The following is a 19,531-nucleotide window of genomic DNA, read 5'->3' on the forward strand; positions in this document are numbered from 1 at the left end:
CTGGCGTGAGCCCCGTCCCCGGAGGTCTGGCCGGGACGGTATATGCGGGTCATCCCACCGTCCGGCCGTCTGCGACTGTCCGGGCGCGGGTCAGGTCCTCCGGGGTCTGAAGGGTTCCGGACTCGTTGATGCGCAGGTACAGGGCGGCCTCGTCCTCCACGGTGGTGGCACTCTTGTAGTCGATGACGAGTAGGGAGGCCCGGCGCTCGAACCTGAGGCGGCCCGGCTTGCTCAGCCCGGTGAAACGGACGTACGGGCCGTCTTCGGTGGCTTCGGTGACGTCGATGTACTCGGAGTCGATCCAGGAGGCCGGCACCGCGAACTGACCGGCGAACCACATCACCGCGGTGGTCAGCTTGTTCTTTATGGTCTGGCCTGGTCGCGTTCGGTGATCGTCTCGGGTCGTTTCACGGTTTTGCCCACGTCGTAGCGGGTGGCGGGCCGCCGGTTCTTGGAGCCGAGCGGTCTGCCGGGGCCTGGCCGGCTGGGTTTCGGCGCACGGGCGGGGCAGCTCAAGGCGGGGCGGAGGTTTCTGAACCCTCGGCGGACCCGGGCCGGGTGAGCCGGCCGGGCTCCGCGGGCTTCTCCCAGGGGCGGCGGAGGTCCTCGGCGAGAGGGCGGGTGAGCCGAAGTTGGGTGTGAGCGGTGATGACCAGCCACGTCCAGCGGTCCGCCGCCTCAGGAGTACGGACCTTCGGCCGGGTCCAGCCGAGCGTCTGCTTGATCATGCGGAAGGTGTGTTCAAGATCGAAGCGGCGCAGGAACGCCTGCCAGCGCAGATCGACGTCCGCGCCGGTCATCCCGGTCTTCGAGGACCACAGCCAGACCGGCAGCGGGTCCCCTCCGCCGGGCAGGTGGTCGACCTGCAGGCGGATCAACGTCCCCTCAAGGATGGGGAGTTCACCGTCATGTCCGATCCAGGCCGAACGGGTGGTAAGCCGCGGGTGGATCCGGTCCCAGGCCATCGTCTGCGCGGTGCCGTAGCGGTCGGTGACCTGCGTGGTGGCCGTGTCCGGCTCGCCCCAGGACTCCGGTTTGACGAAGCGGAACTCCTTGCCGTGCTTCGGGGGCCGTCCGCCCTGCGGCGGTGAGATCCACGGCACGGGGACGGGCTTGCGCATCACCCGGTCCGACCGCATCCGCCCCAGCACCTCGACGGGCAGCCCGTGAAGGAGGTGGGCCATGCGCGGGGCGCCGTAGCCGGCGTCGAAGACGATGAGGATGTCCACGTCGCCCTGGCGCCACCGCCCGCCCGCGATCAGGTCCTGAACCACGCGGCGGACCTGGACTGCGGTGACCTTGGCGACGTCGTCAGTGGGGCCGAGGCGGACCGCGTCCAGCAGCTGGCACCACGACGTGCGCCCGGATTCGAGTGCGGCGACGAACGAGTACGGCCAACCTGGGATCATCAGGTGCTGATCCTTACTACGGCCGTAGGCGTGGCAGAACAACCTGTCCGCGCTGCACTCGGCGTCCGGCCGCAGCCAGTTGGACACGTCCACGGCCAGGACGAGCCGGCCGTCGGCCGCCTTGGGCTGGGGCAGCGCGGCCAGCGTCCGCCGCAGCCGCCCGGCGTCGATCCGGCCGCGGTTGAGAGCCTCGTACGAGGCGCCGTGTCCACGGCGGTGCTCGGCCAGCAGCGTCAGGTCCACCGGCGTCCTCACCGGCCCGTCCGCGCACAATAACGCGTCGGTGAGTTCGAACAGTTCGTCACGGCGGGCGGTCAGGCACGCATAGAAGTCGTCCCGGAAGTGTGACGCCACCGCGAACGGCTCCCGCTGGGCATCGTGGTGCAGCAGACTCATTCCCCACGGCCTTCGTACTGGTCAAGTGCCTCTTTGGTCGGAGCACAGGATCAGGCGAAGGCCGTGTTCACGTCCCCGGAATCCCCGTACGAGCGATCACGTTCGAGGCATCGCTCGAGGCCAGACCATAAAGAACAAGGCCAGAAGCTGTTTCTGATGCCGACATGTCAAGAGCCGACATGTCAAGAGCCGGTGGATCCGAGACCGACCGGTGGCCGGGGTTCTACGTTGAGCAACAGATTGGCGCCTGGCATTTGAGAAGTCTGCCGCCTTCGTTACATTGACGCGCAAAGCACTGGCGGGGAGTGTGCCCCGACCGCAGTAATCTCGGGGAGAGAGCAGTGTCCATACCGCCGCCGCTGGCAGGGGCTCCGATTCCGAATTTTGCCCTCCGCCGGGTCACCCGTGTCCTGGCGGTGGTGCTGACTCTGGGGGTATTCGCCTGGGCGCCGTTCGCCTGGTCGGCGGTGCGCCAGCGTTCCAAGGCCGACGCGTTCCTCGCGACCGTCCTCTTCACCACGGCGATCTACCTGGTGTCATTGGCCTCCAACGAGGGGAACGATCTGGCCTTCTGGACAGTGCTGCTCATCCTGATGCCGGGCGGCAGTGTGCTGGCAGCGAGACGCACCCCGCGCACGGCGACCGTCCCGGCAGGAAGCAGGGCGCGAGCGACCTCGCTCATCGCTGTCGGGGCGGTGGTCTACTTCGTCGCGGCCGGGGCTTTCGCACCGAGCGAGCCACCAAACCAGGATGAGACCACGCCGCCGGCTTCATCGCCTGCCCCTTCGCTGTCGTCTGAATCAGAGCCCACCGCAGCAGTGACCGAGTCCGTCACTCCACCCGATGTCGCCCCAGAGACGGAGGAAGCAGAAGAACCCGACGCCCCGAAGGCAGAGGAAGATGACAACGGCGGGACGGGGGGCCGGGACTTCGACGGGCAGGTGGGCATCCAGTTCGGGTACGCGTGTTCCCCCGTCGGCGCTCTCGGCATTGCTGAGGATGGACGTCCCGCCAAATGCTTCATGGGCAAAGACGGCCGGGCTCGGTGGGGCTACGACTCGAACCGTGGCTAGCTGACCTCGGCGTCCTGCTCCGCCGATGCCGGGTGGGCTGCCGGACCGCGCCCGAAAGGTGTGCACAGACCTCAGGAGCGATGCCGAATGCTTGTCGGTGAGTACGCGGCCGGGTGTCGATGTTCGTCGCGCGTGGGCGGAGGAGACGTCGGGAATGGATGAGGGGCTTGCCGCTGTGGTCGCCGGTCTCGCAGGTGCCATCGGGGGCGCTGGTGGTGCGGTGTTCGATGCGGTGGCGACCGCGCGTGCGATGGCACGGCAGGTACGTGATCAAGCCTCCACAGAGCACGGACAGTGGCTCCGTGGCCAGCGCATGCAGGCTTACCTCACGCTGCTGCAGGAGTGGGATGCGGCGCACAAGCAGCTGAAGAACATTTGGCCCCGGGCAGTTGAGGCCTACTACGAGGACTCGATCAACATCTTCCAGGGCGACATGGTCGTCGTCACCTGGCGCTGAAGGAGGGCCGGGGGCACAGGCGGTGGCGGGAGGCTCAGCCACCGGCCAGGGCACTGATCAGCGTGCGAGCCGCCGTCTTGGTCCGCCGCTTCGCGGTCGTCGCGGTCCGTTCCCTGGGGAGGGCACGCGGCGTGATGCTGGTGCCTTTGACTGCCTCGGTGAACGCGGCGTCGAACTGCTCCCTGCCCGCCTTCTCCGTGAGGGTGGCGAGGTACTTCAGCTGCGCGGCGGTGGCCGGTTCCGTTTTCGCTTTCGCGGCCCGCCCCCGCCGCGGGCCGTAGATGTGTTCGTTCTCTGCCTTCTGCTTCGCCTCGGCTGCCGGACTGCGCCAGGTGACGTACACGCTCTCGAACTCGGTTGGGTGCCGGGCCTGCCGGTGACCGCCTCCCACAGCGCGTTCGCTGTCAGCGCCGACTCGTCCACGCCCGGCCCGGGCCTACCAGCCCGTAGTAGCCGGACGCGCACAGGGCCACCGGCAGGCTGGGTCCCTCAGGGAACTGGCGACAGTTGAATAGGCGAGCCCACCAGTACCAAGGCCGGTTACCGCCGCCCGGACAGCCGCTGGTCGTCACCGTGGCCCACGTGGGTCTGACGCTCCAGAAACAGATCCCACAGCGCCCACACCATGGAATCGAGCAGGTCCGGCGAGTCTTCGGCCTCCCCCATGCCGACGAACGTGGTCATCTGCTCCTCCAGTTCGGCGAACCCGCGGGCCCGGCCTACGTGGTGGATGCGGGCCTGTTCGTACAGTTGGGCCACCGGGGCGGCGCGGGCGCGCTTGCCGCGGGTGGCGTGCACGATGCGCCACGGCACAGCCGGGTCTACCTGCTCCAGCAGGGCCGGGAGGTATTCGCCGCCGTTGTTGGCTTCGAGGACCACGCAGTCGGCCTCGTACTGGTGGTACAACTCGGCGGCACGGCGCATCGCCGCGGTCGGGGTGTGGCGCTGCTGCTCGGCGTGCAGGACGTATCCGCGGGGCCGGTTGTCTCCGTACACCGTGGCGGGCGGGATGCCGCGTCCGGCGACGGTGAAGGCGGTCAGGTCGGCGTTCTCGTGGCTCTTGGTGGCGGGGTCGACGGCGACGACGATGCGGTTGAGGGCGGGGAGGTGCTCGCGGTGGATGCGGAAGCCTTCGACTTCGAGCATCCAGCCCTGCCACAGAGCGCCTTCGACATCTTCGAGGAGTTCGCCGGACAGTTCCTGGCGACCGAGGCGGGTGCCGGCGTACTCGGCTTCGAGTTCGGCGCGGGCGACCTCGGAGAGGTTCGCAGCGTTGTCGTCCATGTGACCGCGCACCATGACGATCTTCGGACGCTCGGCAGCCCCGTCACCAGCGGACTTGGCCTTGCTCCACTGCTGTTCCTGGTCGCGCCCACGGGCGACCAGGCGTTTGATATGCGGGAGCGGCTTGGGAGTGGTGGAGACGATGATCTGCGGCTCGTCGGATTCGCGCAGGCAGAACCACAGCATGTCGTAGACCTCCTGCGCGGTCTGCCGGGGCCATGCCGCGTACTCGTCGAGCCACGCCTTGTCGAAGGCCCAACCGCGCAGGTTGTCCGGAGTCTCGGCGCCGAAGCCGCGGATGATGGTGCCGTTGCGCAGCCGGAGCGCGGTCTCGCCGAGGGAGGAGGTGTAGCGGCGTACCTCGGCGTCGGGGATGACTGAGCGCAGGCCGGACTTCGGAGACTCGAAGCAGATGTCGCGTACGAGCGTGGCGTTCTTGGCGACGACGGCGATCATCTGGCCCGGCTCGGACGCCCACTGCCGTACCTGCTCGGCGGCAGTGCGCGTCTTCCCCCACCCCCTCCCTGTCAGCAGCAGCCAGATCGTCCACAGCCAGTCCGGCGGACGCTGGTTCGCGCGGGCATGGTTGTGGCGCCAACCTTCGTGCGGCAGACCGTCGCAGTCGCGTCGAGGGCAGGTCCAGCGGCGCCGTGACTGTTCGTCGGCGGCCGTCAGGGCCGCGACCTCCGCGCGCATCTGGTCCAGGGTCATGACGGACGGGTCGGGCAGGTTCTCGATGCGGCGCCGCAGAGCCCAGCCGCTGTCGTTCACGGCGTATCCCCCTGGCCGATACGGCGCTCCAGCTCACGGCGCAGCTGCTCCATGCGGGCCTTGCGTTCCTCATCGGTCAGCGCCTCCGCCTCCACGGCGCCTCCGCCGTCGGCGACAGCGTGTTCCGGGCTGCCGAGGTTGTCGCCAACTGCTCGGCGTTCGATGTCGGCGGCGGTGGCGAAGTACCTCAGCAGCTCGGCGGGAGACAGCTCGCGCGGGTCGAGGATCTGCAGGCGGGCAACGGCCTTGCCGAGGAACGCCTGGGCGAGCTTGGCGTGACGGCGAGCGGTCTCCTTCCGGGCCTGCCGCTGCTCGGCGGCGAAGATCCGGTCCTGCTCCCGATCGAAGGCCTGGGCGCGCAACACCCAGGCGTGGGCACGGGACCAACGGCCGATCAGCGTCCGTGACTTGCCCAGCTGTCGTGCGACTTTCGTGATGCTCCGGGCAGGCCCCATGTCACGGTAGGCGGCGAACGCCGAGAAAGCGGCAGTCGTCTCGCTGTCCTGCCGCTCCCAGGGGTCGTTCGCCGTCTGGTCGTCGCCCGCCATGTGTCCTTCTTCGTGTGCTCCGTTCTCTACGGCTATGTCGTGTCGCCAGGCGACACCACGGCCGCGGCGAGGATATCGAGGGCGCGCCACGGCTCGTTCTCCGGCACGGTGCCGTCCTTGACGAGGACGTCGACGGCGGCGCGTACGGCGGCCGCGGTGTCGATGGGGATCGCCCGGGTTCCGAAGACGGTTTCGACGGGCGCGGTACCGGTGCGGCCGGCCTGCCGGGATTCCGGGTCGTACCAGCCGTCGGCCAGGTCTCCGAGATGGGCCTCGAACACGGTGAGGATCACGCCGAGCGCGGTGGCCACGTTGCCGATCTTGTACGCGGCACGGGATGTCTCGATGGCATCAAGGACCGCCTCGTACTGGGCCAGTCCGGCGGCCCAGCGGGCATCGGCGGCAGCCGTGGCCTTGGCGGCGTCGATCGCGCCTTCGGCGCGCTCCAGTTCGTCGGGCAGGAACACGACCTGGACGGTGGCGAAGTCAAGGTTGGCTTCGCCGAGCCCGGTCACGTCGACCTTCTCCAGCAGGTCCAGCGCCCTGTCGTCCAGGCCGCTGTACTGCCGCCACTCGACGGCCTCCAGCTCGTCGTACAGCTCCTTGAGGATCGCCGGATCGTCCTGCCCGGCGATGGCGTTGTGGGAGAGCTGGAGCGCGATCTGCCGCTGCCGGGGCAGCGGTTCGGCGATCTCCAGCCAGCCGATCCGGCTCAGGCCCGCTTCGATCGCGGCCATGGTGCGGTGGTTGCCGGACAGGACGATGCGCCGCCCGGTGTCGCTGTCGTTCCACACCAGCGGAGTGGAGGTGAGGCAGCCGTCCCGCTTGATGTTGTCGACGAGCTGCCGGAACTGCTCGTGCGGCAGGTAGCGGGCGTTGATGTCCAGCAGGGTCAGGTCCCGGGGGTCGCCTTCGACGTACGTCGGCGGGGCGAGGTGGTCGGTCATCCGCCGGCCTCCGGCGCGTAGCCCGTACGTCGCGGTGTGCCGCCTTTGTCGCCTCGCACGGTGGCGGACTGGTGCAGGCTGCGCGCCAGGATCCGGCGCGGTCGCTTGCGGCTGTCGGCGTCCTCGATACGGGCGCGGGCGTGCCCAGGGGTGTAGGCGGTGACGTGGAGGCGCCGTCCTTGCTCTCGGGGATGGCAGGCGACGTACACCTGTCCGAACTGGATCTGGTCGGTCATGGGTTCACTGCTCCTTCGAATTCTTTGAAGCGACAGAGGGCTCGGGGATGGCGCGCTTGCCCCACTTGGTGGTCCACGTCGTCCACGCCTGGTCGAGGGTGTGGCCGCCCATCCGGCCCTGGTACTGGAGTTGGTAGGCGTAGGCGTCCTCGTTGGAGGGGCTGCGCTTCGTCAGGCGGAGCAGCCCGCGGTACTTCATCGACACCGGCTTGTTGGTGAACGCGGTGGTGGCGACCGTGCGGATCCGCTTGGAGAAGGCGCGCTGGCACAACAGCTTGGCCTCGGCAGAGGTGGCCGCCAGGACCACGAGCTTGGACAGGCGCGGGTAGTCGGTGGGGCCGACGGCGAAGTCGGACAGCAGGTACGCCTCGTCGGGCGTGTGGTTGCTGGGCGACATCGCGAATACGCCGATGACCTTGCCCCCGGCCTTGACCGCGACCGCGAGGTGCGCGGCGCCGGGAGCGATGCGCGGGTTGAGGTAGCGGGAGCGCAGGGCGTTGAACTGGCCGGGTTTGAGCGGCGCGAGGGTCAATGGACCTTCGATCTGGTCGCCCTGGCGCAGGCGTACGGCGGTGACCGGCTCGATGGCCTGGCGGGGGGCGACGATGCGGGTGCGTGCCGCGGAGGCGTACACGTAGAAGGGGGCTGCGCGCGGGGTGGCCTTGATGACGCCGCGCAGGTGCGGGCGCAGTGCTTCTACGTCGTGGTTGGAGGCGGTGAGCCAGTAGGGGCGGTTGGTGATCGCGCCGAGGATCGAGACGACGTCGGCGTCCGACAGGGGTTCGTAGTGGGGTGCGTCCCAGGTGAAGTGGGCGTCCAGCGGCTCGTACAGCTTCTCGTAGCCGCCCCCGTAGAAAGGGGGGAAGGAGCACACGGGGGCGTCGGGGGGCACCTTGTCCAGCCATGAGCGGACGTCTTCGGCTTCGTAGGAGGCCAGTCGCAGGTCTGTGTGCGACAGCTTCTCGACCGTTTCGGCGTGCTTGGCCTGCCACTGGTCGCGGTAGGAACGCACGACCCGCTGGTGCCAGAGCCCGTCGCGGTCGACTGAGGCGAGGAAGCGCGTGCCGAGCATGAGCGTCGCCACGGTGCCGGGGCCGTCGTCCAAGAAGTCGGCGAGCCAGCCGAGTTGGTCTTGGGACTCCTCCCTCAGCCGGACGCCCGTGGGCTGTCCTGTGAGCCAACGGCCAATGGTGCTGGTGTAGATGGACACGTCCGAGGAGTGCAGCGCGAAGGCGGCGTCGGACAAGGTCCGCTCGATGGTGAAGTTGCCGCAGCAAGGGATGTAGACCGGTCCGGCCGGCCAGGCGCGTGCGGTCTCGCTGACGATGGAGCGCATGGGGCCCGGGATGGTGCCCTGGAACATGTGCCGCCTCCCCTGGGACGAGGTACGGGATACGAAAGCGCCCGGCCTGGCAGGTGCTGCCGGGCCGGGCGCCGAGCTGGAACCTAACACATACTAGGTTCAGACTATTCGATCAGTGTCATCTATCTCTACGCATTCGTCGGAGTCGGGGAGCGGCAGTGTGCCGTGCGGGTCGGGATCCGGGTCGGTCGTCAGCTTGTCGCTCGTCCAACTACGCGCCGTGTCGTCGTAGAAGTCCTCGCGCCTCATCGATGCCCAGTCGGGCCGCCGGGCGGTGCTCACAGGAGTGTCCCCTGCTCGTACTGCCCGGCCATCGGCCCGAGTTCGCGGACATCGTCACCGGTGGCTTCCTTCCACCAGGCGGCGAAGATCCGGCGGTGGCACCACAGGGTCGGATCGGCCAGGTCCTCGAAGCACAGCAGCACGAGCCGATGGTCTCCGGCAGCCCCCGCGATGGCCTCCAGGAGGGCCGCGACGCGTTGAACGCCGAGGACGTCGAGGTCGGCTCGATAGGCTGTGGTGAAGTCCGGACGAGGCTGGGTGAGGTATTCGGCACGCGGCGCGAGCTCACGCACAGAGTGTGTGAGCTGGTAGGAGAGTTTGAAGCGGGGTGCGCCGCGGGTGATGCGCACCGGAACGCCCTGCGGGGGCCGGAACGCCTGGTAGCGGTTGGTGAACAAGGTCAGCACAGCGGCTGCTTCCTTTCGTGTCTCGGCAGGCCAATACCCGCCGGATTGAGACCGGCGGGTATTGGGCTCAGCTTTTGTCGGGTACCTCCGTGAGCACGTACTCGCACTCAGGTTTCTGATAGACCTTCCTCGGTCCAGAACTCGGCGGGCAGTCGTTCGACTACGCAGACTCAAGAATTCGGCCGAGGATTTCGGTGTGAGGGTCGCGCTGGGTCCAGGAAGCCACAGGCCGCCAGGGCAACGCCTATGGCGCGGCCGGTTTCCCGGCCGCGCCACCTCCTTGGATCAGGCCGTCGTCCCGGCCTTCCCGCGGGGCCGCCTGGTACGGGGCTTGGGCTGAGCCTTGGCCTTGACCTCGGCCTCCGGCGCCTGCTCCGCCTTCGCCTCGACCTCCGGCGTCTGCCGCGCCTCGGACCCAGCGGGCTCCGTGGGCTTCGGCTCCGCCGGAGCAGTGTCCTGCAAGGCCGCCTCCGGCTCGGCTCCCGTCGTCTTGACCTCCTGGAGCGCCGAGTTCCAGGCGACTTCCCGGGCCTGCGCGATGCCGTTGGCCTGGCGAACGATCCGCCGAGCAAGGGTGACGCGCTCAGCCAGCCGGTCGACCTCCCGGACGTACCGCCCGAGTTCGGTGCCGAGGATGGTGGCCAACTCGTCCGGCTTCACCTTCGTCAGCTCGTCCAGCAGAGGCATGAGGACCTCCTCGACCTTGGCGAGCTTGTCCTTTGTCTTGGCCTTGGCCTTCTCCCTCTTCTCCTTCTCCTCCTCGCTGGGCGCCTCCTCGGAGACGAGCGAGACCTGCTGCTCGGCCATGCGCAGCCCCTGGGCGAAGTTCGCGGCGTCGGCCTCGCTGTCGAAGTCGCCTCGCATGTAGCGCGTAGCCGCGATGATCTGGTTCTGCGGGGTGAGCTGAGCGATGTGCCACGCCAGGTTCGGCTTGATCTTGCCCTCGTTGACCCACTCGGCCACCTCCGGACGCAGGGTCAGCAGGCCGAGCCGCCACTTGATGTGGGTCTCGGTCTTGCCGAACTTCCCGGCGATCTTCTTCGGGTTCCAGCCGAGCGCTGCGAGGTCAGCGTAGGCGCCGGCCTCCTCCAGGATGGTCATGTCGGCGCGGTTGACGTTCTCCGAGATCGACAGGACGAACGCCTGCTCTTCAGTGACGTCCTCCAGCACCCGCACCGGCACCGTCTCCAGGCCAGCGTCTGTGCTGGCCCGCCAGCGCCGCTCCCCCGCGACGATCATGTACGGGGCCTTCTCGCCCTCCACGGGGCGGACAACAATCGGCTGGAGCAGTCCGTTCTCACGGATGGTCCCGGTCAACTCCTTGTGCGCCTCGTCGTCGAAGAACTTACGGGGCTGGTTCGGGTTCGGGATGATCTGCGCAATTTCCAGTTCGAGGTACATTCCTCACACCCTTCTTTATGAATCCCAGATTTTCTAGGATTTCCGGCTTGCTGTTATTTATATCTTAATCGCATTCACCCCTAAAGCAAGTTAATTCCTGGCATTAAATACATGGAATTCCATTCGACTTCTTTTCTGTCATTTACTCTGCAAAACCGGCCGGATTTACTTCCATGCCTGCGGCGTGATTCCAGCGTGGTGCGGAGAACGGGGCTCCGCGGGAAGCCCTTTCCCGCGGCCGAACAACTGCCGCTCTGCACTGGCTGCAGCTTTGCGACGCCTCCGAGGCGTCTGCGAGCTCGCGGCAGCCAACCGGGCACGTCCGACATGGCTCGCCCAGATCCCGTCGGCACGCCCAACGACCGAGCGGCACACCGGAGATGACGATGAGCAGTACGGCGAGAGCGGCGCCGTGATCGACGGTCATCGAACGGAGCATTCCGCTCGGCAAGGTTCACGATCGGCCACCGCAGAGGGCAGAGCAGTCACCGAGCAGCCCCAACCGCGCAGCCGACCAGGCCGAGGCGATACCGGCACAGGGATCACGCCCCTGCCGCCCGAGCCGCCCGCGCCGCCCCCAAGGCTCGGAGGGGGCCGGGCCTTGCGGTCGGCACTCCGACATCGCCGCTCCCTGAAACGAAAGGACCCGCCCCAGCGAGGTCGGGGCGGGTCCAGTTCCTATCGCGCCGCCTGGCGCCCCGCATGGTCCGCCATCGGTGCGGGCCAGCTCCTCGCAGGCGGGGCGCGGGGGGGTCGGCCGCCTACGAGGAGCAGTTGAGGGGAACCACTGAACATGGCGCGGTCGACCCCGTGGGCCGCAGAACAGCATCCGCGTGGTCGACAAGCCGAATGTATCATCCAAACATGCAAGCGTGTCACCTATCTCTGATCACTACCCCGCGGTCTGGGTCGATCGGAGCGCAAGACCTCGCCCTCCGACTCCTCCTCGAGGACGATCGCTAACATGCGGAGCGCTGCCTTCGCATCCCTGGACACCCTCGGCAGCTCACCCGGACCCAGGACTCGCACAGCTCGACGCGCCAGGTCAGCAACGCGCTCCGGATCCACCTTGACCATGAGACTCCTCCCCTGCGGCGTAGACGCCCGCACGCGGAATGCGGTGGACACCAAGGCACCCCGACACTCCTTCACAATTACCAACGCACCCCGCCCGAGCGGCCTCCGACGTAAAGAGCGCCACCGTCTTCTCCCCCGCCACAGGCCGCGAGCCCTTCGCACACAGCACCGTGCCCAGCGCGGACGGAAGCCACTAAGCACCCGAAGTCGACCCATGGATCACAGGTGAAGATCCTTTGCTCCGGTCTGGGACTCAGCTGGATACAGCGCACTGCGGCTGGCGCCGGTTGATCCGGCTGGAGCATGCAGGTGCTACCCCATCCCATGAGCTGACGGAAAGGGCATCACCCCCGATGATCACGCACAGCAACCGGATGCCCCGCCTCCGCCACCCGGGATATTGCTACGCGCAGGCACGGGGAGTCAACGATCATTTTCAGCTAGGAGGCGGCGGTAAACGATCGTTGAGTATCGTGGGTGACGCGCGTAGCCTCCTGGTTGGACACCGGCATCGACCCACCTTGGGAGCGCAATGAGAGACCCTGCCCCTTCTCTCTCCGAGACGCTCGCGCATATTGAGGCGCTCATCCAAGAACAGAACCTGCAACGATCAGTACTGCTCAACGTGAAGGAACTTGCAGCCAAGACCGCTCTGCCCGAAACCACCGTCAGCACGTTGCTGAAGGGCGGTACACCGCCGGCCGACATGGTTAACGACCGGGTCCGCGCGCGCATCAGGGCACTTGCTCAGGCCGACCTGACGCGCACCGCCGACAGGCGCATGTCGGATCTGGCCAGCGCCGTTTCCCGGCAGCTGGGAGTCTCTGACTATTGGGCGCGTCAGGTCTGCGAAGGCAAGAAGGTACCCAGTGTCGAACTCCTCCATGGCTTGGTCGACTTCTTCGGAGTCGACGGAGGAGAGGCCTTCTTCACCGCCCCGGCACCCGAGGCCCTCAACCGTGTGCTACAGCCCATCGTCGCCGCGCAGCAGTCGGTGCCAGAGAGGCCGGAAGCCGCAACTGACCCACTGGCCGAAACACTGGAGCAGTTCGACGACGTCCGCGGCGCCGCTCTTCGACAGGCACGCAAACTCCCAGAAGAACGGTGGAAAGTCCTCAACGCGACTCTGAAGGCCCTGCTGGAGGTCGATGAGGCCGAAGGAGACCAGTGAGTACGGGACCAAGGGCGATGCGGCAACTCAGTGCACGACTCGTCCGCCACCTACGGCCGCCCGCCAGCGACGCGGTTGTCATCCCCTCGATAGGCCAGGCCCTCACCCAGGTACGAGGACGGCAGGTTCGGTTACGCAAGGCAGCGTTTCCGCCCGGGATCGCCAGCGGGCTGTGGGTCGACCGCACCAGCCACGACCTGATCGCCTACGAGGAAAACACCGACCCCGAGCACCAGCTTGTGATCATCGGCCACGAGGCGTGGCACATGTTCCAGGGCCACTGCAGCAGCACCACCGCCCACGGTCCCGCCGCCTCCCGCGCCGGAGAGAACGAGACGACAGGCGCGCTGGCGGAACTTGTAGCCGTCCTCGCCGAAGCCGACGACACCGATCTGCCTCCCACCGTTCGTATGGACGCCGCTCTGCACTTCGCCGCCCGCGCCGATGCCCGCAACATCCAGGAGGAACTCGAAGCCGAGCTCTTCGGGTTCCGATTCGCCACGGACGTGCAGTCCGCCCTGGCAGAATTCCGCGCCCCCGCCGACCCGGACAACCTCGCCGGTCGTATCCAGGCCTCCATGGCACACCGCATCCCCCGGATCTGACCCGCTGGGCACGGGCCTTCCTACAGCCCCTGTACTGAGGAGAAAAGCAGCAAGGTGACATCCGGAACCAGCAACCTCGGCTACTACACCTGCGGGATCATCCTCCTGCTGGTCTGCGCCTTGAAGATCCCCGCGTTAGTCCGAAGGCCGCACGACACGCTGCTGCGCGCAGCCTGCCTGCTGCTCTTCGCCGCGGGCTGGATCATGATCTTCGCCGCCCCGGAGGCCATAGCCGCGCTCAACCGGATCACTGGGATATCCAACGTCGCCGCCCCCGTGGTGTACGCGATGACGACCGCGTTCTCCGGGGCGAGCCTTCTGCTGATCATCAACTGGCGGCCAGCGCCCCCGGAGCAGACCCGGCGTGCGTCACGCCTGTGTGTGACCGCCTATAGCTCGGCCGTCCTCGCCATCATCGTCCTGTTCTGGGTCGGGAATGCTCCCGTGGAGCAGGTCACCCTGTTCGATGTCTACTACGCCAATACGCCGTACATCCGGGAGATGATCGTCACCTACCTGGTCGCCCAGGGGGTGGCCATGATGGCCGCGAGCACACTGTGCTGGCGTTGGTCCAAGGTCGTCGACGGATCGCTCCGGGCCGGCCTGCGCATCCTCGCCTCCGCCTACCTGATCATCGTGTGTTACGACGTCATGAGACTGGTTGCCATGACTGCCCGGTGGACGGGCCACAACCTGGACTTCCTCGTCGACAAGGTCTCTCTCCAGCTCGCCGCTCCCTCCGCCATTCTCGGCGCCATCGGGTTCGCTCTTCCCCTCGCCGGCCCGCGCGTGGCACAGACCGCCCGAATCATGCGGCAACTACGGCAACTCACCCCCCTGTGGCGGGCCCTCCAGCACGTGCCCACCCCCGGCGCCATCCGCACTTCGCTGCCATGGTGGCGAACTCCTCCGGCGATGCTCCTGACCGGACGGAAGACGGCCCTGTACGACGCCATCCACGCACTGACCCCTTACTGCGACCCCGCCGTCCGCGATGCGGCCTACCGCGCAGCACTTCGCGACAGCGGCGACGAGTCCTCCGCTGCGGCCACCGCGGACGCGACCATGATCCTCACCGCTCGCGAGCGACAACGCGCCACACCCGACCAGCAGAACGAAACCCCGCAGACCTCGGCGTGGCGCTCGAAAGATCTGGTTCCCCTGTCCCTGGCGCTGGCATCGCCCATCGTCCGCGATTTCCACGAGCACTACGTTCCTCAGCAGAAAGCAGCCCATCATGAATGAAGCCCCGCGCCGGAGACCCACCCGTGCTGTCGTCATCGGGGGCAGCATCGCCGGCATGCTCGCTGCGGCCGCTGTCAAGGACCATGTTGATTCCGTAGAAATCATCGAAGCCCACGAGCTGCCCGCAGGACCCGAACCGCGCACCGGCGTCCCACAGGCCGTCCACATCCACCTCCTGCATGCCGGCGGCGCCGAGGCCATCGAAAGCCTCCTGCCCGGCACCCTCGACTTACTGCTGGCCGCCGGCGCCAACCGCATACCGATGACCACCAACATGGTCATCTACTCTCCCGAAGGCTGGTACCGACGCTGGCAGCGCGCCACTCATTTCCAGATCTCTGCAAGCCGGGACCTGACTGACTTCGTTGTGCGAGAACAGGTCCTCAAAGACCCCCGCATCAGCGTGCGTACGAACACCAAGGCCATCGAACTGCTCGGAAACCGCCGCGCTGTCACCGGCGTACGGGTCCACACCGCCGACAGTGCGGAAGCCGAACTGCACGCCGACCTCGTCATCGATGCCTCCGGCCGGGCCACCCGCACCCCCCAGTGGCTCACCCAACTCGGCATCACCGGCCTCGCCGAGGACCACATCGACTCAGGTCTCGTCTACGCCAGCCGCGTCTACCGCGCTCCTGTCCCCACCCGCCACTGGCCGATGGTCGGTGTGCAAGCCGACCCACGTCTGCCCCAGCCCGGCAACGCCGGCGGCATCCTGCCGATCGAAGGAGACCGCTGGCACGTCAGCTTGATGGGCGCCCCCGGCGGACAACCCACCCGTGACGCGGACGCCTTCGAATCCTTTGCCCGCACCCTGCGCCACCCCATCCTGGCCGACCTCCTCGCGCTCGCCGAACCGCTCACCGACGTCAGCGTCACCCACAGCACAGCCAACCGGCGCTACTTCTACGAACGGCTCACCCCCTGGCCGGAGGGCCTGGTGGCGCTGGGAGACTCCGTCGCAGCCTTCAACCCCGTCTACGCGCAGGGCATGTCAGTGGCCGCACAGGGCGCCCTCGCCCTGCGAAAGCTACTCTCAACCGGCCTGACACCAGGCCTGGCCCGCCGCGCTCAGCGTGCCATCGCCCGTCCTGTCAACACCGCGTGGACCCTTGCCGTGGGGCAGGACATCCACTTCTCCACCACGACGGGCGGGAGCCCGAACCTTGCCGATCGCCTCCTGCACCACTACGTCAGCCGCCTGTCCCGCACCGCTACAGGCTCCTTCCACGCCGCCACGGCCCTGACCGACGTAGTGGCCTTGCAAGCCCTGCCCATCTCCCTCGTCAAGCCCAGCGTGTTGATGACGACGCTGGTCGGCCCCCTGCGTCCGCAGCTCGACCGGCCTCAGTTCACCCCGGCGGAGCGCAGGCTTCTGGATGCTCTGAACGAGGCTGCCGGATCTCCCGAGTAGAAGGTCGCACCGACGCCCTGCCTCCCAGCCACACATACCGCAACACCTGCGGCAATGCCCCGGAGCGACCATCCAGGTCGGCCCCAGCCGCCGCAGGCGATTCCGCGCTGCATTGAAGGGCCACCTACATCGCACTGAGCGCGTCACTTCGCCACAGCAGTCTTCAGGAGGCGACGCTCGGCGCAGCCCACTGGCGCCACTCCAGCGCCACTCGGTCTCCATCCACCGTACGGGATCCGCGGGATGCAGCCGGGTATACCCCGATCCGCGTCAGCATCAGCCACACGAGCCCCCTCTGCGCCTTGAGCGGGGCGTGGCTCCACCAGCGAACGAGATCAGGCACGCCTCCTGTCGGCGCGTCGGCGATCTGCTCCAGGAAGCGAAGCTCCGCAGCAGCCTTCTTGATGCCGCGCGTAAGCTCCTTGTCCGCTTCTTTCATGGCAACCATGGAGATCTCCCCTCGGCCGCGCTCAGCTCCGAGCTCGCGCTGCCGAGTACGGTCCGCCCTGATTCGCTCGCGCAGCTTCTCCGCGTCAGCCAAGATCTCCTCGCGGGCGCGCTCCAGTTCGGCTCGCACTTCCGGCTTGGACGCTTCGGCCAGCACGTGCTCGGCTACGTACGTCTCGAACAAGTCGGCCTTGATGCGCACCTTGCCGCAGCCGCCAGGGTGCTGCGCGGTACTCGGCATGCAGCGGTAGCCACGGCTGCCTGCATTGGATGGTGAGGGACCCAGGCTGAATCCGCACAGGCCACAGACCGTCCGGCTCCCGGTCAGCAGGTATTCGCGCTGCGGTGACCGTCCGCCCTCGGGCTCCTTCTCCGCCCGCAGCTGCCTGATCCCCTTAAACTCTTCCGGCGTGATGATCTGAGGACCACCGGTCTCCACCAGATTCCCACCCTCATCCTCCGCGAGCCCCGCGATCGCCGGATGATCCAGCACCGCCGCGAGTGACCCGGGCCTGAAGTCGTTGCCCAGCGTCGTGCGGTGGCCCTCATCCTTCATCCAAGCGGTGATTTGGGGATACGGCTGGCCGGCCAGCCGGCGGCTGGCTGCCTGACGCAGCACAGCCGCCTCCTCTGAGCGCACCCGCCGGAGTGCCTGGTCCTCGAACCCATAGAGCCGCGGCATCTGGCCCTCCTCGCACCTCAACCGACCCCGATGACGCAACCATGCTAGCGAAGATAGGTCACATCGCTACAAAGACTGGCGCATACCTGCGAGTAATAAAATATGCCGCAAAGCGGTGTGGATCACTCCACTTTCGCGTCTACCGGAGCCTTCACCCCAAGAACCTCCCACAGCAGGGCCGTTGGCACCTTCACCATGGTCCCCAGCCGCAGTGTCCGAACCGGAAACTCACCGTTCCTGATGAGCTCGTACGCCGTGTTCGGGCTGATCCCCAAGGCCCGCCCCGCGGTGACCACGTTTACCGTCGCCGGTAGCGCGAGGAGTTCTTCCATCCCCATCGCACCGGATTCCACCGGGGCCTTCTCAGCGTCCCTCTGCGTTGCCATGCCAGTTGTCGCATCCTCCCCCGCGCCAACTCATGCGCAGCATACGGCACTGTCCGACGCCTTGAGCAAGGTGAAGAACGAACGAGAAAGAAGATCCAGATCACCCACGCGTCTAGGGCCCAGGCTCGCAGACAGGGAGAGGACACCTTTGTTCGAGGAAAAGACATACAAACGGTGTGCCTGCACGGGACCGCTGGTCCACAAGCGCGGCAAGAGGAAGGGGCAGCCCGTCCTCAACGAAGACGGCACCCCGAAGATCGGCCGCCTGGAAAAGGACTGCCCCAAGCTCTCCAAGAGGAGCCACGGATCCTGGTACTACTCCATCGAGATCCCCGCCGGCCCGGGCGGCGAGCGCCGCAGAGCCAAGAAGGGCGGCCACAAGACACAGGAGGAGGCAGCGAAGGCGGCAGAAGCCGCCTGGGAGGCAGCCAAAGCCGGAGTCGACCTTACCTCCAAGGAAACCGTCACCGAGTTCCTCACCCGCTGGCTCAAGGCCTCCACGCGGAAGCCCACCACCAGCCACGGGTACCGCAGCCACATAGATCACTACCTCATCCCCTACCTGGGGCACCTGAGAATGCGCGACCTGCGGCTGCACCACATCCGAGCGATGTTCACCGCGATCAACGAGGACAACGAACAACGGTCCGCGCACCTGGTGAAGGTCGCGCTCCTGGAAGAAGACTGCGAGCGGGCCCGTACGGCCTGGCGCAGCTCTCCGGCGCCGCGCCCGCCGGAACTCCGCCAGGCGTGGCAGAAGGCACGAGACGAACTCGCAGAGGCTCGCAAGAACCTCAAGCACCCCACGAAGGCCGCCACGCATCACCGGATCAAGGCCACACTCAGCTCCGCGCTCAAGGCCGCGGTCCAGGAGCAGTTGATCCCTCAGAACTGGGCCCGGCTCGTCACCCTGCCCTCCGGGAAGCGGCCGAAGGCCTTGGTGTGGACGCCGGAGCGAGTCAGGCGCTGGGAGCGTACGGGCAAGAAGCCGTCACCCGTCATGGTGTGGACACCCAAACAAACCGGCGCCTTCCTGGACTCCGTCGTCGACGACCGCCTCTACCCGCTGTGGCACCTGATCACCTTCCGGGGACTGCGCCGCGGCGAGGCATGCGCGCTCTCCTGGGACGAGGTCGACCTCGAGAACGGCGTCATCCACATCACCGAGCAGATCGTCACCGTGTCCTACGAGACGCACCAGGACGAGCCCAAGGCCGACTCCGTACGGGACATCAACCTCGACCGGGAATCCCTCAGGCTGCTCAGGAAGTGGCGGAAACAGCAGCAGGAGGAGCAGGCCGAGTGGGACCGGTACAAGGCGCGAGCGGACTCCACCCCCAGGGTCTTCACCAAGGAGAACGGCGAGACGTACCACCCTCAGTACTTCACCGACCGCTTCGAGCGGCTGCACAAGAAGGCCAGGCTGCCCCCCGTGCGTCTGCACGACCTACGACACGGCAGCGCGACTCTGGCGCTGGCAGCCGGCGTCGACAAGAAGGTCGTGCAGGAGACGCTGGGCCACTCCTCGTACCACTTGACGATGGACACCTACACCAGCGTCCTGCCGGAGCTCGACAAGCTCGCGGCGGAGGCGACGCTGCTGATCGTGCCCCGCGCGGGAAGGGACGACGGCGAGAGCGACGCACCGGGCGAGCAGGAAGACGAGGTGGAGAAGTTCCGGGACTTCCTCGACCAGATCTCGCCCGAGGACTTCGGCACCAGCGACGAGTGAGCGTTTCAGCTCCTCCGCGTTCCCATCTCGTTCCCATCTAGCCGATGAGGGGCCCCAGATGTTCGATCTGGGGCCCCTCATTCTGCGTTTCCGCAGGTCAAGCGGTAGGCCCTGTGGGACTCGAACCCACAACCAATGGATTAAAAGTCCACTGCTCTGCCAATTGAGCTAAGGGCCCAGGCGATGTTGCCTCCCCGA

At 67.2% G+C, this 19,531-nt stretch carries 18 protein-coding genes, 1 tRNA gene and 1 pseudogene; 7 read left to right on the forward strand and 13 right to left on the reverse strand.

Annotated features, from left to right (window positions below; genetic code table 11):
- Positions 1–49: 49 nt before the first annotated feature.
- Together ACWD3C_RS15165 and ACWD3C_RS15170 are read right to left on the reverse strand one after the other, a co-directional pair.
- Complete coding sequence (locus ACWD3C_RS15165; protein ID WP_451143913.1) at positions 50–340, reverse strand: hypothetical protein; 291 nt, start codon at positions 338–340, stop codon at positions 50–52.
- 23 nt (positions 341–363) lie between these two features.
- Positions 364–1,805 (reverse strand): annotated as a pseudogene (locus tag ACWD3C_RS15170) (NF041680 family putative transposase).
- A 341-nt stretch (positions 1,806–2,146) separates the two neighbouring features.
- Here ACWD3C_RS15170 and ACWD3C_RS15175 point away from each other — a divergent pair.
- On the forward strand, positions 2,147–2,878 hold the full coding sequence (locus ACWD3C_RS15175; RefSeq protein WP_451143915.1) for a hypothetical protein: 732 nt from the start codon (positions 2,147–2,149) through the stop codon (positions 2,876–2,878).
- A 154-nt stretch (positions 2,879–3,032) separates the two neighbouring features.
- A complete protein-coding gene (locus ACWD3C_RS15180) occupies positions 3,033–3,335 on the forward strand; it encodes a hypothetical protein (RefSeq protein ID WP_451143917.1) in 303 nt (100 codons plus the stop codon).
- Between the two features lie 34 nt (positions 3,336–3,369).
- Here ACWD3C_RS15180 and ACWD3C_RS15185 read toward each other — a convergent pair whose 3' ends face one another.
- The 8 genes from ACWD3C_RS15185 to ACWD3C_RS15220 all read right to left on the reverse strand — a co-directional run bounded on the left by ACWD3C_RS15185 (position 3,370) and on the right by ACWD3C_RS15220 (position 10,574).
- The gene (locus ACWD3C_RS15185) at positions 3,370–3,726 is read right to left on the reverse strand and encodes a hypothetical protein (protein WP_451143919.1); all 357 of its coding nucleotides are present in this window, start codon (positions 3,724–3,726) and stop codon (positions 3,370–3,372) included.
- A 149-nt stretch (positions 3,727–3,875) separates the two neighbouring features.
- On the reverse strand, positions 3,876–5,390 hold the full coding sequence (locus ACWD3C_RS15190) for a terminase large subunit domain-containing protein (protein WP_451143921.1): 1,515 nt from the start codon (positions 5,388–5,390) through the stop codon (positions 3,876–3,878).
- Positions 5,387–5,938: a hypothetical protein gene (locus ACWD3C_RS15195; RefSeq protein WP_451143923.1), complete on the reverse strand. Its 552-nt coding sequence runs from the start codon at positions 5,936–5,938 to the stop codon at positions 5,387–5,389. Before ACWD3C_RS15195 ends, ACWD3C_RS15190 begins: the two co-directional genes overlap by 4 nt.
- A gap of 32 nt (positions 5,939–5,970) precedes the next feature.
- A complete protein-coding gene (locus ACWD3C_RS15200) occupies positions 5,971–6,885 on the reverse strand; it encodes a ParB N-terminal domain-containing protein (RefSeq protein WP_451143925.1) in 915 nt (304 codons plus the stop codon).
- Positions 6,882–7,121, reverse strand: coding sequence for a hypothetical protein (locus tag ACWD3C_RS15205; RefSeq protein ID WP_451143927.1), 240 nt, complete (start codon positions 7,119–7,121; stop codon positions 6,882–6,884). The genes ACWD3C_RS15200 and ACWD3C_RS15205 overlap by 4 nt, the downstream gene beginning before the upstream one ends.
- Before the next feature lie 4 nt (positions 7,122–7,125).
- Positions 7,126–8,484 carry a putative antirestriction adenine methyltransferase gene (locus tag ACWD3C_RS15210; RefSeq protein WP_451143929.1) on the reverse strand — a complete coding sequence of 453 codons (1,359 nt, stop codon included), beginning with the start codon at positions 8,482–8,484 and terminating at the stop codon, positions 7,126–7,128.
- A 278-nt stretch (positions 8,485–8,762) separates the two neighbouring features.
- Positions 8,763–9,173, reverse strand: coding sequence for a hypothetical protein (locus ACWD3C_RS15215; RefSeq protein WP_451143931.1), 411 nt, complete (start codon positions 9,171–9,173; stop codon positions 8,763–8,765).
- 285 nt (positions 9,174–9,458) lie between these two features.
- The gene (locus tag ACWD3C_RS15220; RefSeq protein ID WP_451143933.1) at positions 9,459–10,574 is read right to left on the reverse strand and encodes a ParB/RepB/Spo0J family partition protein; all 1,116 of its coding nucleotides are present in this window, start codon (positions 10,572–10,574) and stop codon (positions 9,459–9,461) included.
- Positions 10,575–12,183: 1,609 nt separating this feature from the next.
- On the opposite strand from ACWD3C_RS15220, the gene ACWD3C_RS15225 reads away from it, so the two are divergent.
- From ACWD3C_RS15225 to ACWD3C_RS15240, 4 genes are read left to right on the forward strand one after another with little or no spacing between them, the layout of a single operon-like run.
- Entirely contained in the window at positions 12,184–12,822 is a 639-nt protein-coding gene (locus tag ACWD3C_RS15225) for a hypothetical protein (RefSeq protein WP_451143935.1), read from the forward strand.
- Entirely contained in the window at positions 12,819–13,427 is a 609-nt protein-coding gene (locus ACWD3C_RS15230; protein ID WP_451143937.1) for a toxin-antitoxin system, toxin component, read from the forward strand. The genes ACWD3C_RS15225 and ACWD3C_RS15230 overlap by 4 nt, the downstream gene beginning before the upstream one ends.
- A 54-nt stretch (positions 13,428–13,481) precedes the next feature.
- Complete coding sequence (locus tag ACWD3C_RS15235; RefSeq protein ID WP_451143939.1) at positions 13,482–14,672, forward strand: MAB_1171c family putative transporter; 1,191 nt, start codon at positions 13,482–13,484, stop codon at positions 14,670–14,672.
- Positions 14,665–16,086, forward strand: coding sequence for an FAD-dependent oxidoreductase (locus ACWD3C_RS15240; RefSeq protein ID WP_451143941.1), 1,422 nt, complete (start codon positions 14,665–14,667; stop codon positions 16,084–16,086). Before ACWD3C_RS15235 ends, ACWD3C_RS15240 begins: the two co-directional genes overlap by 8 nt.
- Before the next feature lie 163 nt (positions 16,087–16,249).
- Here ACWD3C_RS15240 and ACWD3C_RS15245 read toward each other — a convergent pair whose 3' ends face one another.
- Together ACWD3C_RS15245 and ACWD3C_RS15250 are read right to left on the reverse strand one after the other, a co-directional pair.
- The gene (locus ACWD3C_RS15245) at positions 16,250–17,215 is read right to left on the reverse strand and encodes a recombinase family protein (RefSeq protein ID WP_451143943.1); all 966 of its coding nucleotides are present in this window, start codon (positions 17,213–17,215) and stop codon (positions 16,250–16,252) included.
- A gap of 122 nt (positions 17,216–17,337) precedes the next feature.
- Positions 17,338–17,601: a DNA-binding protein gene (locus ACWD3C_RS15250; RefSeq protein WP_451143945.1), complete on the reverse strand. Its 264-nt coding sequence runs from the start codon at positions 17,599–17,601 to the stop codon at positions 17,338–17,340.
- Between the two features lie 148 nt (positions 17,602–17,749).
- On the opposite strand from ACWD3C_RS15250, the gene ACWD3C_RS15255 reads away from it, so the two are divergent.
- Positions 17,750–19,333 (forward strand): tyrosine-type recombinase/integrase, encoded by a 1,584-nt coding sequence (locus ACWD3C_RS15255; protein WP_451143947.1) that lies wholly within the window; start codon positions 17,750–17,752, stop codon positions 19,331–19,333.
- Between the two features lie 105 nt (positions 19,334–19,438).
- Here ACWD3C_RS15255 and ACWD3C_RS15260 read toward each other — a convergent pair.
- Positions 19,439–19,511, reverse strand: a tRNA-Lys gene (locus ACWD3C_RS15260).
- Between the last annotated feature and the right edge of the window lie 20 nt (positions 19,512–19,531).

It is taken from the genome of Streptomyces sp. NPDC002845 (assembly GCF_053591955.1).

Coding starts and splice junctions, on each gene's coding strand:
- ACWD3C_RS15180 (WP_451143917.1), top strand. CDS start 3,033: ATGGATGAGGGGCTTGCCGCTGTGGTCGCCGGTCTCGCAGGTGCCATC.
- ACWD3C_RS15205 (WP_451143927.1), bottom strand. CDS start 7,121: ATGACCGACCAGATCCAGTTCGGACAGGTGTACGTCGCCTGCCATCCC.
- ACWD3C_RS15245 (WP_451143943.1), bottom strand. CDS start 17,215: ATGCCGCGGCTCTATGGGTTCGAGGACCAGGCACTCCGGCGGGTGCGC.
- ACWD3C_RS15250 (WP_451143945.1), bottom strand. CDS start 17,601: ATGGCAACGCAGAGGGACGCTGAGAAGGCCCCGGTGGAATCCGGTGCG.
- ACWD3C_RS15240 (WP_451143941.1), top strand. CDS start 14,665: ATGAATGAAGCCCCGCGCCGGAGACCCACCCGTGCTGTCGTCATCGGG.
- ACWD3C_RS15200 (WP_451143925.1), bottom strand. CDS start 6,885: ATGACCGACCACCTCGCCCCGCCGACGTACGTCGAAGGCGACCCCCGG.
- ACWD3C_RS15195 (WP_451143923.1), bottom strand. CDS start 5,938: ATGGCGGGCGACGACCAGACGGCGAACGACCCCTGGGAGCGGCAGGAC.
- ACWD3C_RS15210 (WP_451143929.1), bottom strand. CDS start 8,484: ATGTTCCAGGGCACCATCCCGGGCCCCATGCGCTCCATCGTCAGCGAG.
- ACWD3C_RS15220 (WP_451143933.1), bottom strand. CDS start 10,574: ATGTACCTCGAACTGGAAATTGCGCAGATCATCCCGAACCCGAACCAG.
- ACWD3C_RS15225 (WP_451143935.1), top strand. CDS start 12,184: ATGAGAGACCCTGCCCCTTCTCTCTCCGAGACGCTCGCGCATATTGAG.
- ACWD3C_RS15165 (WP_451143913.1), bottom strand. CDS start 340: ATGTGGTTCGCCGGTCAGTTCGCGGTGCCGGCCTCCTGGATCGACTCC.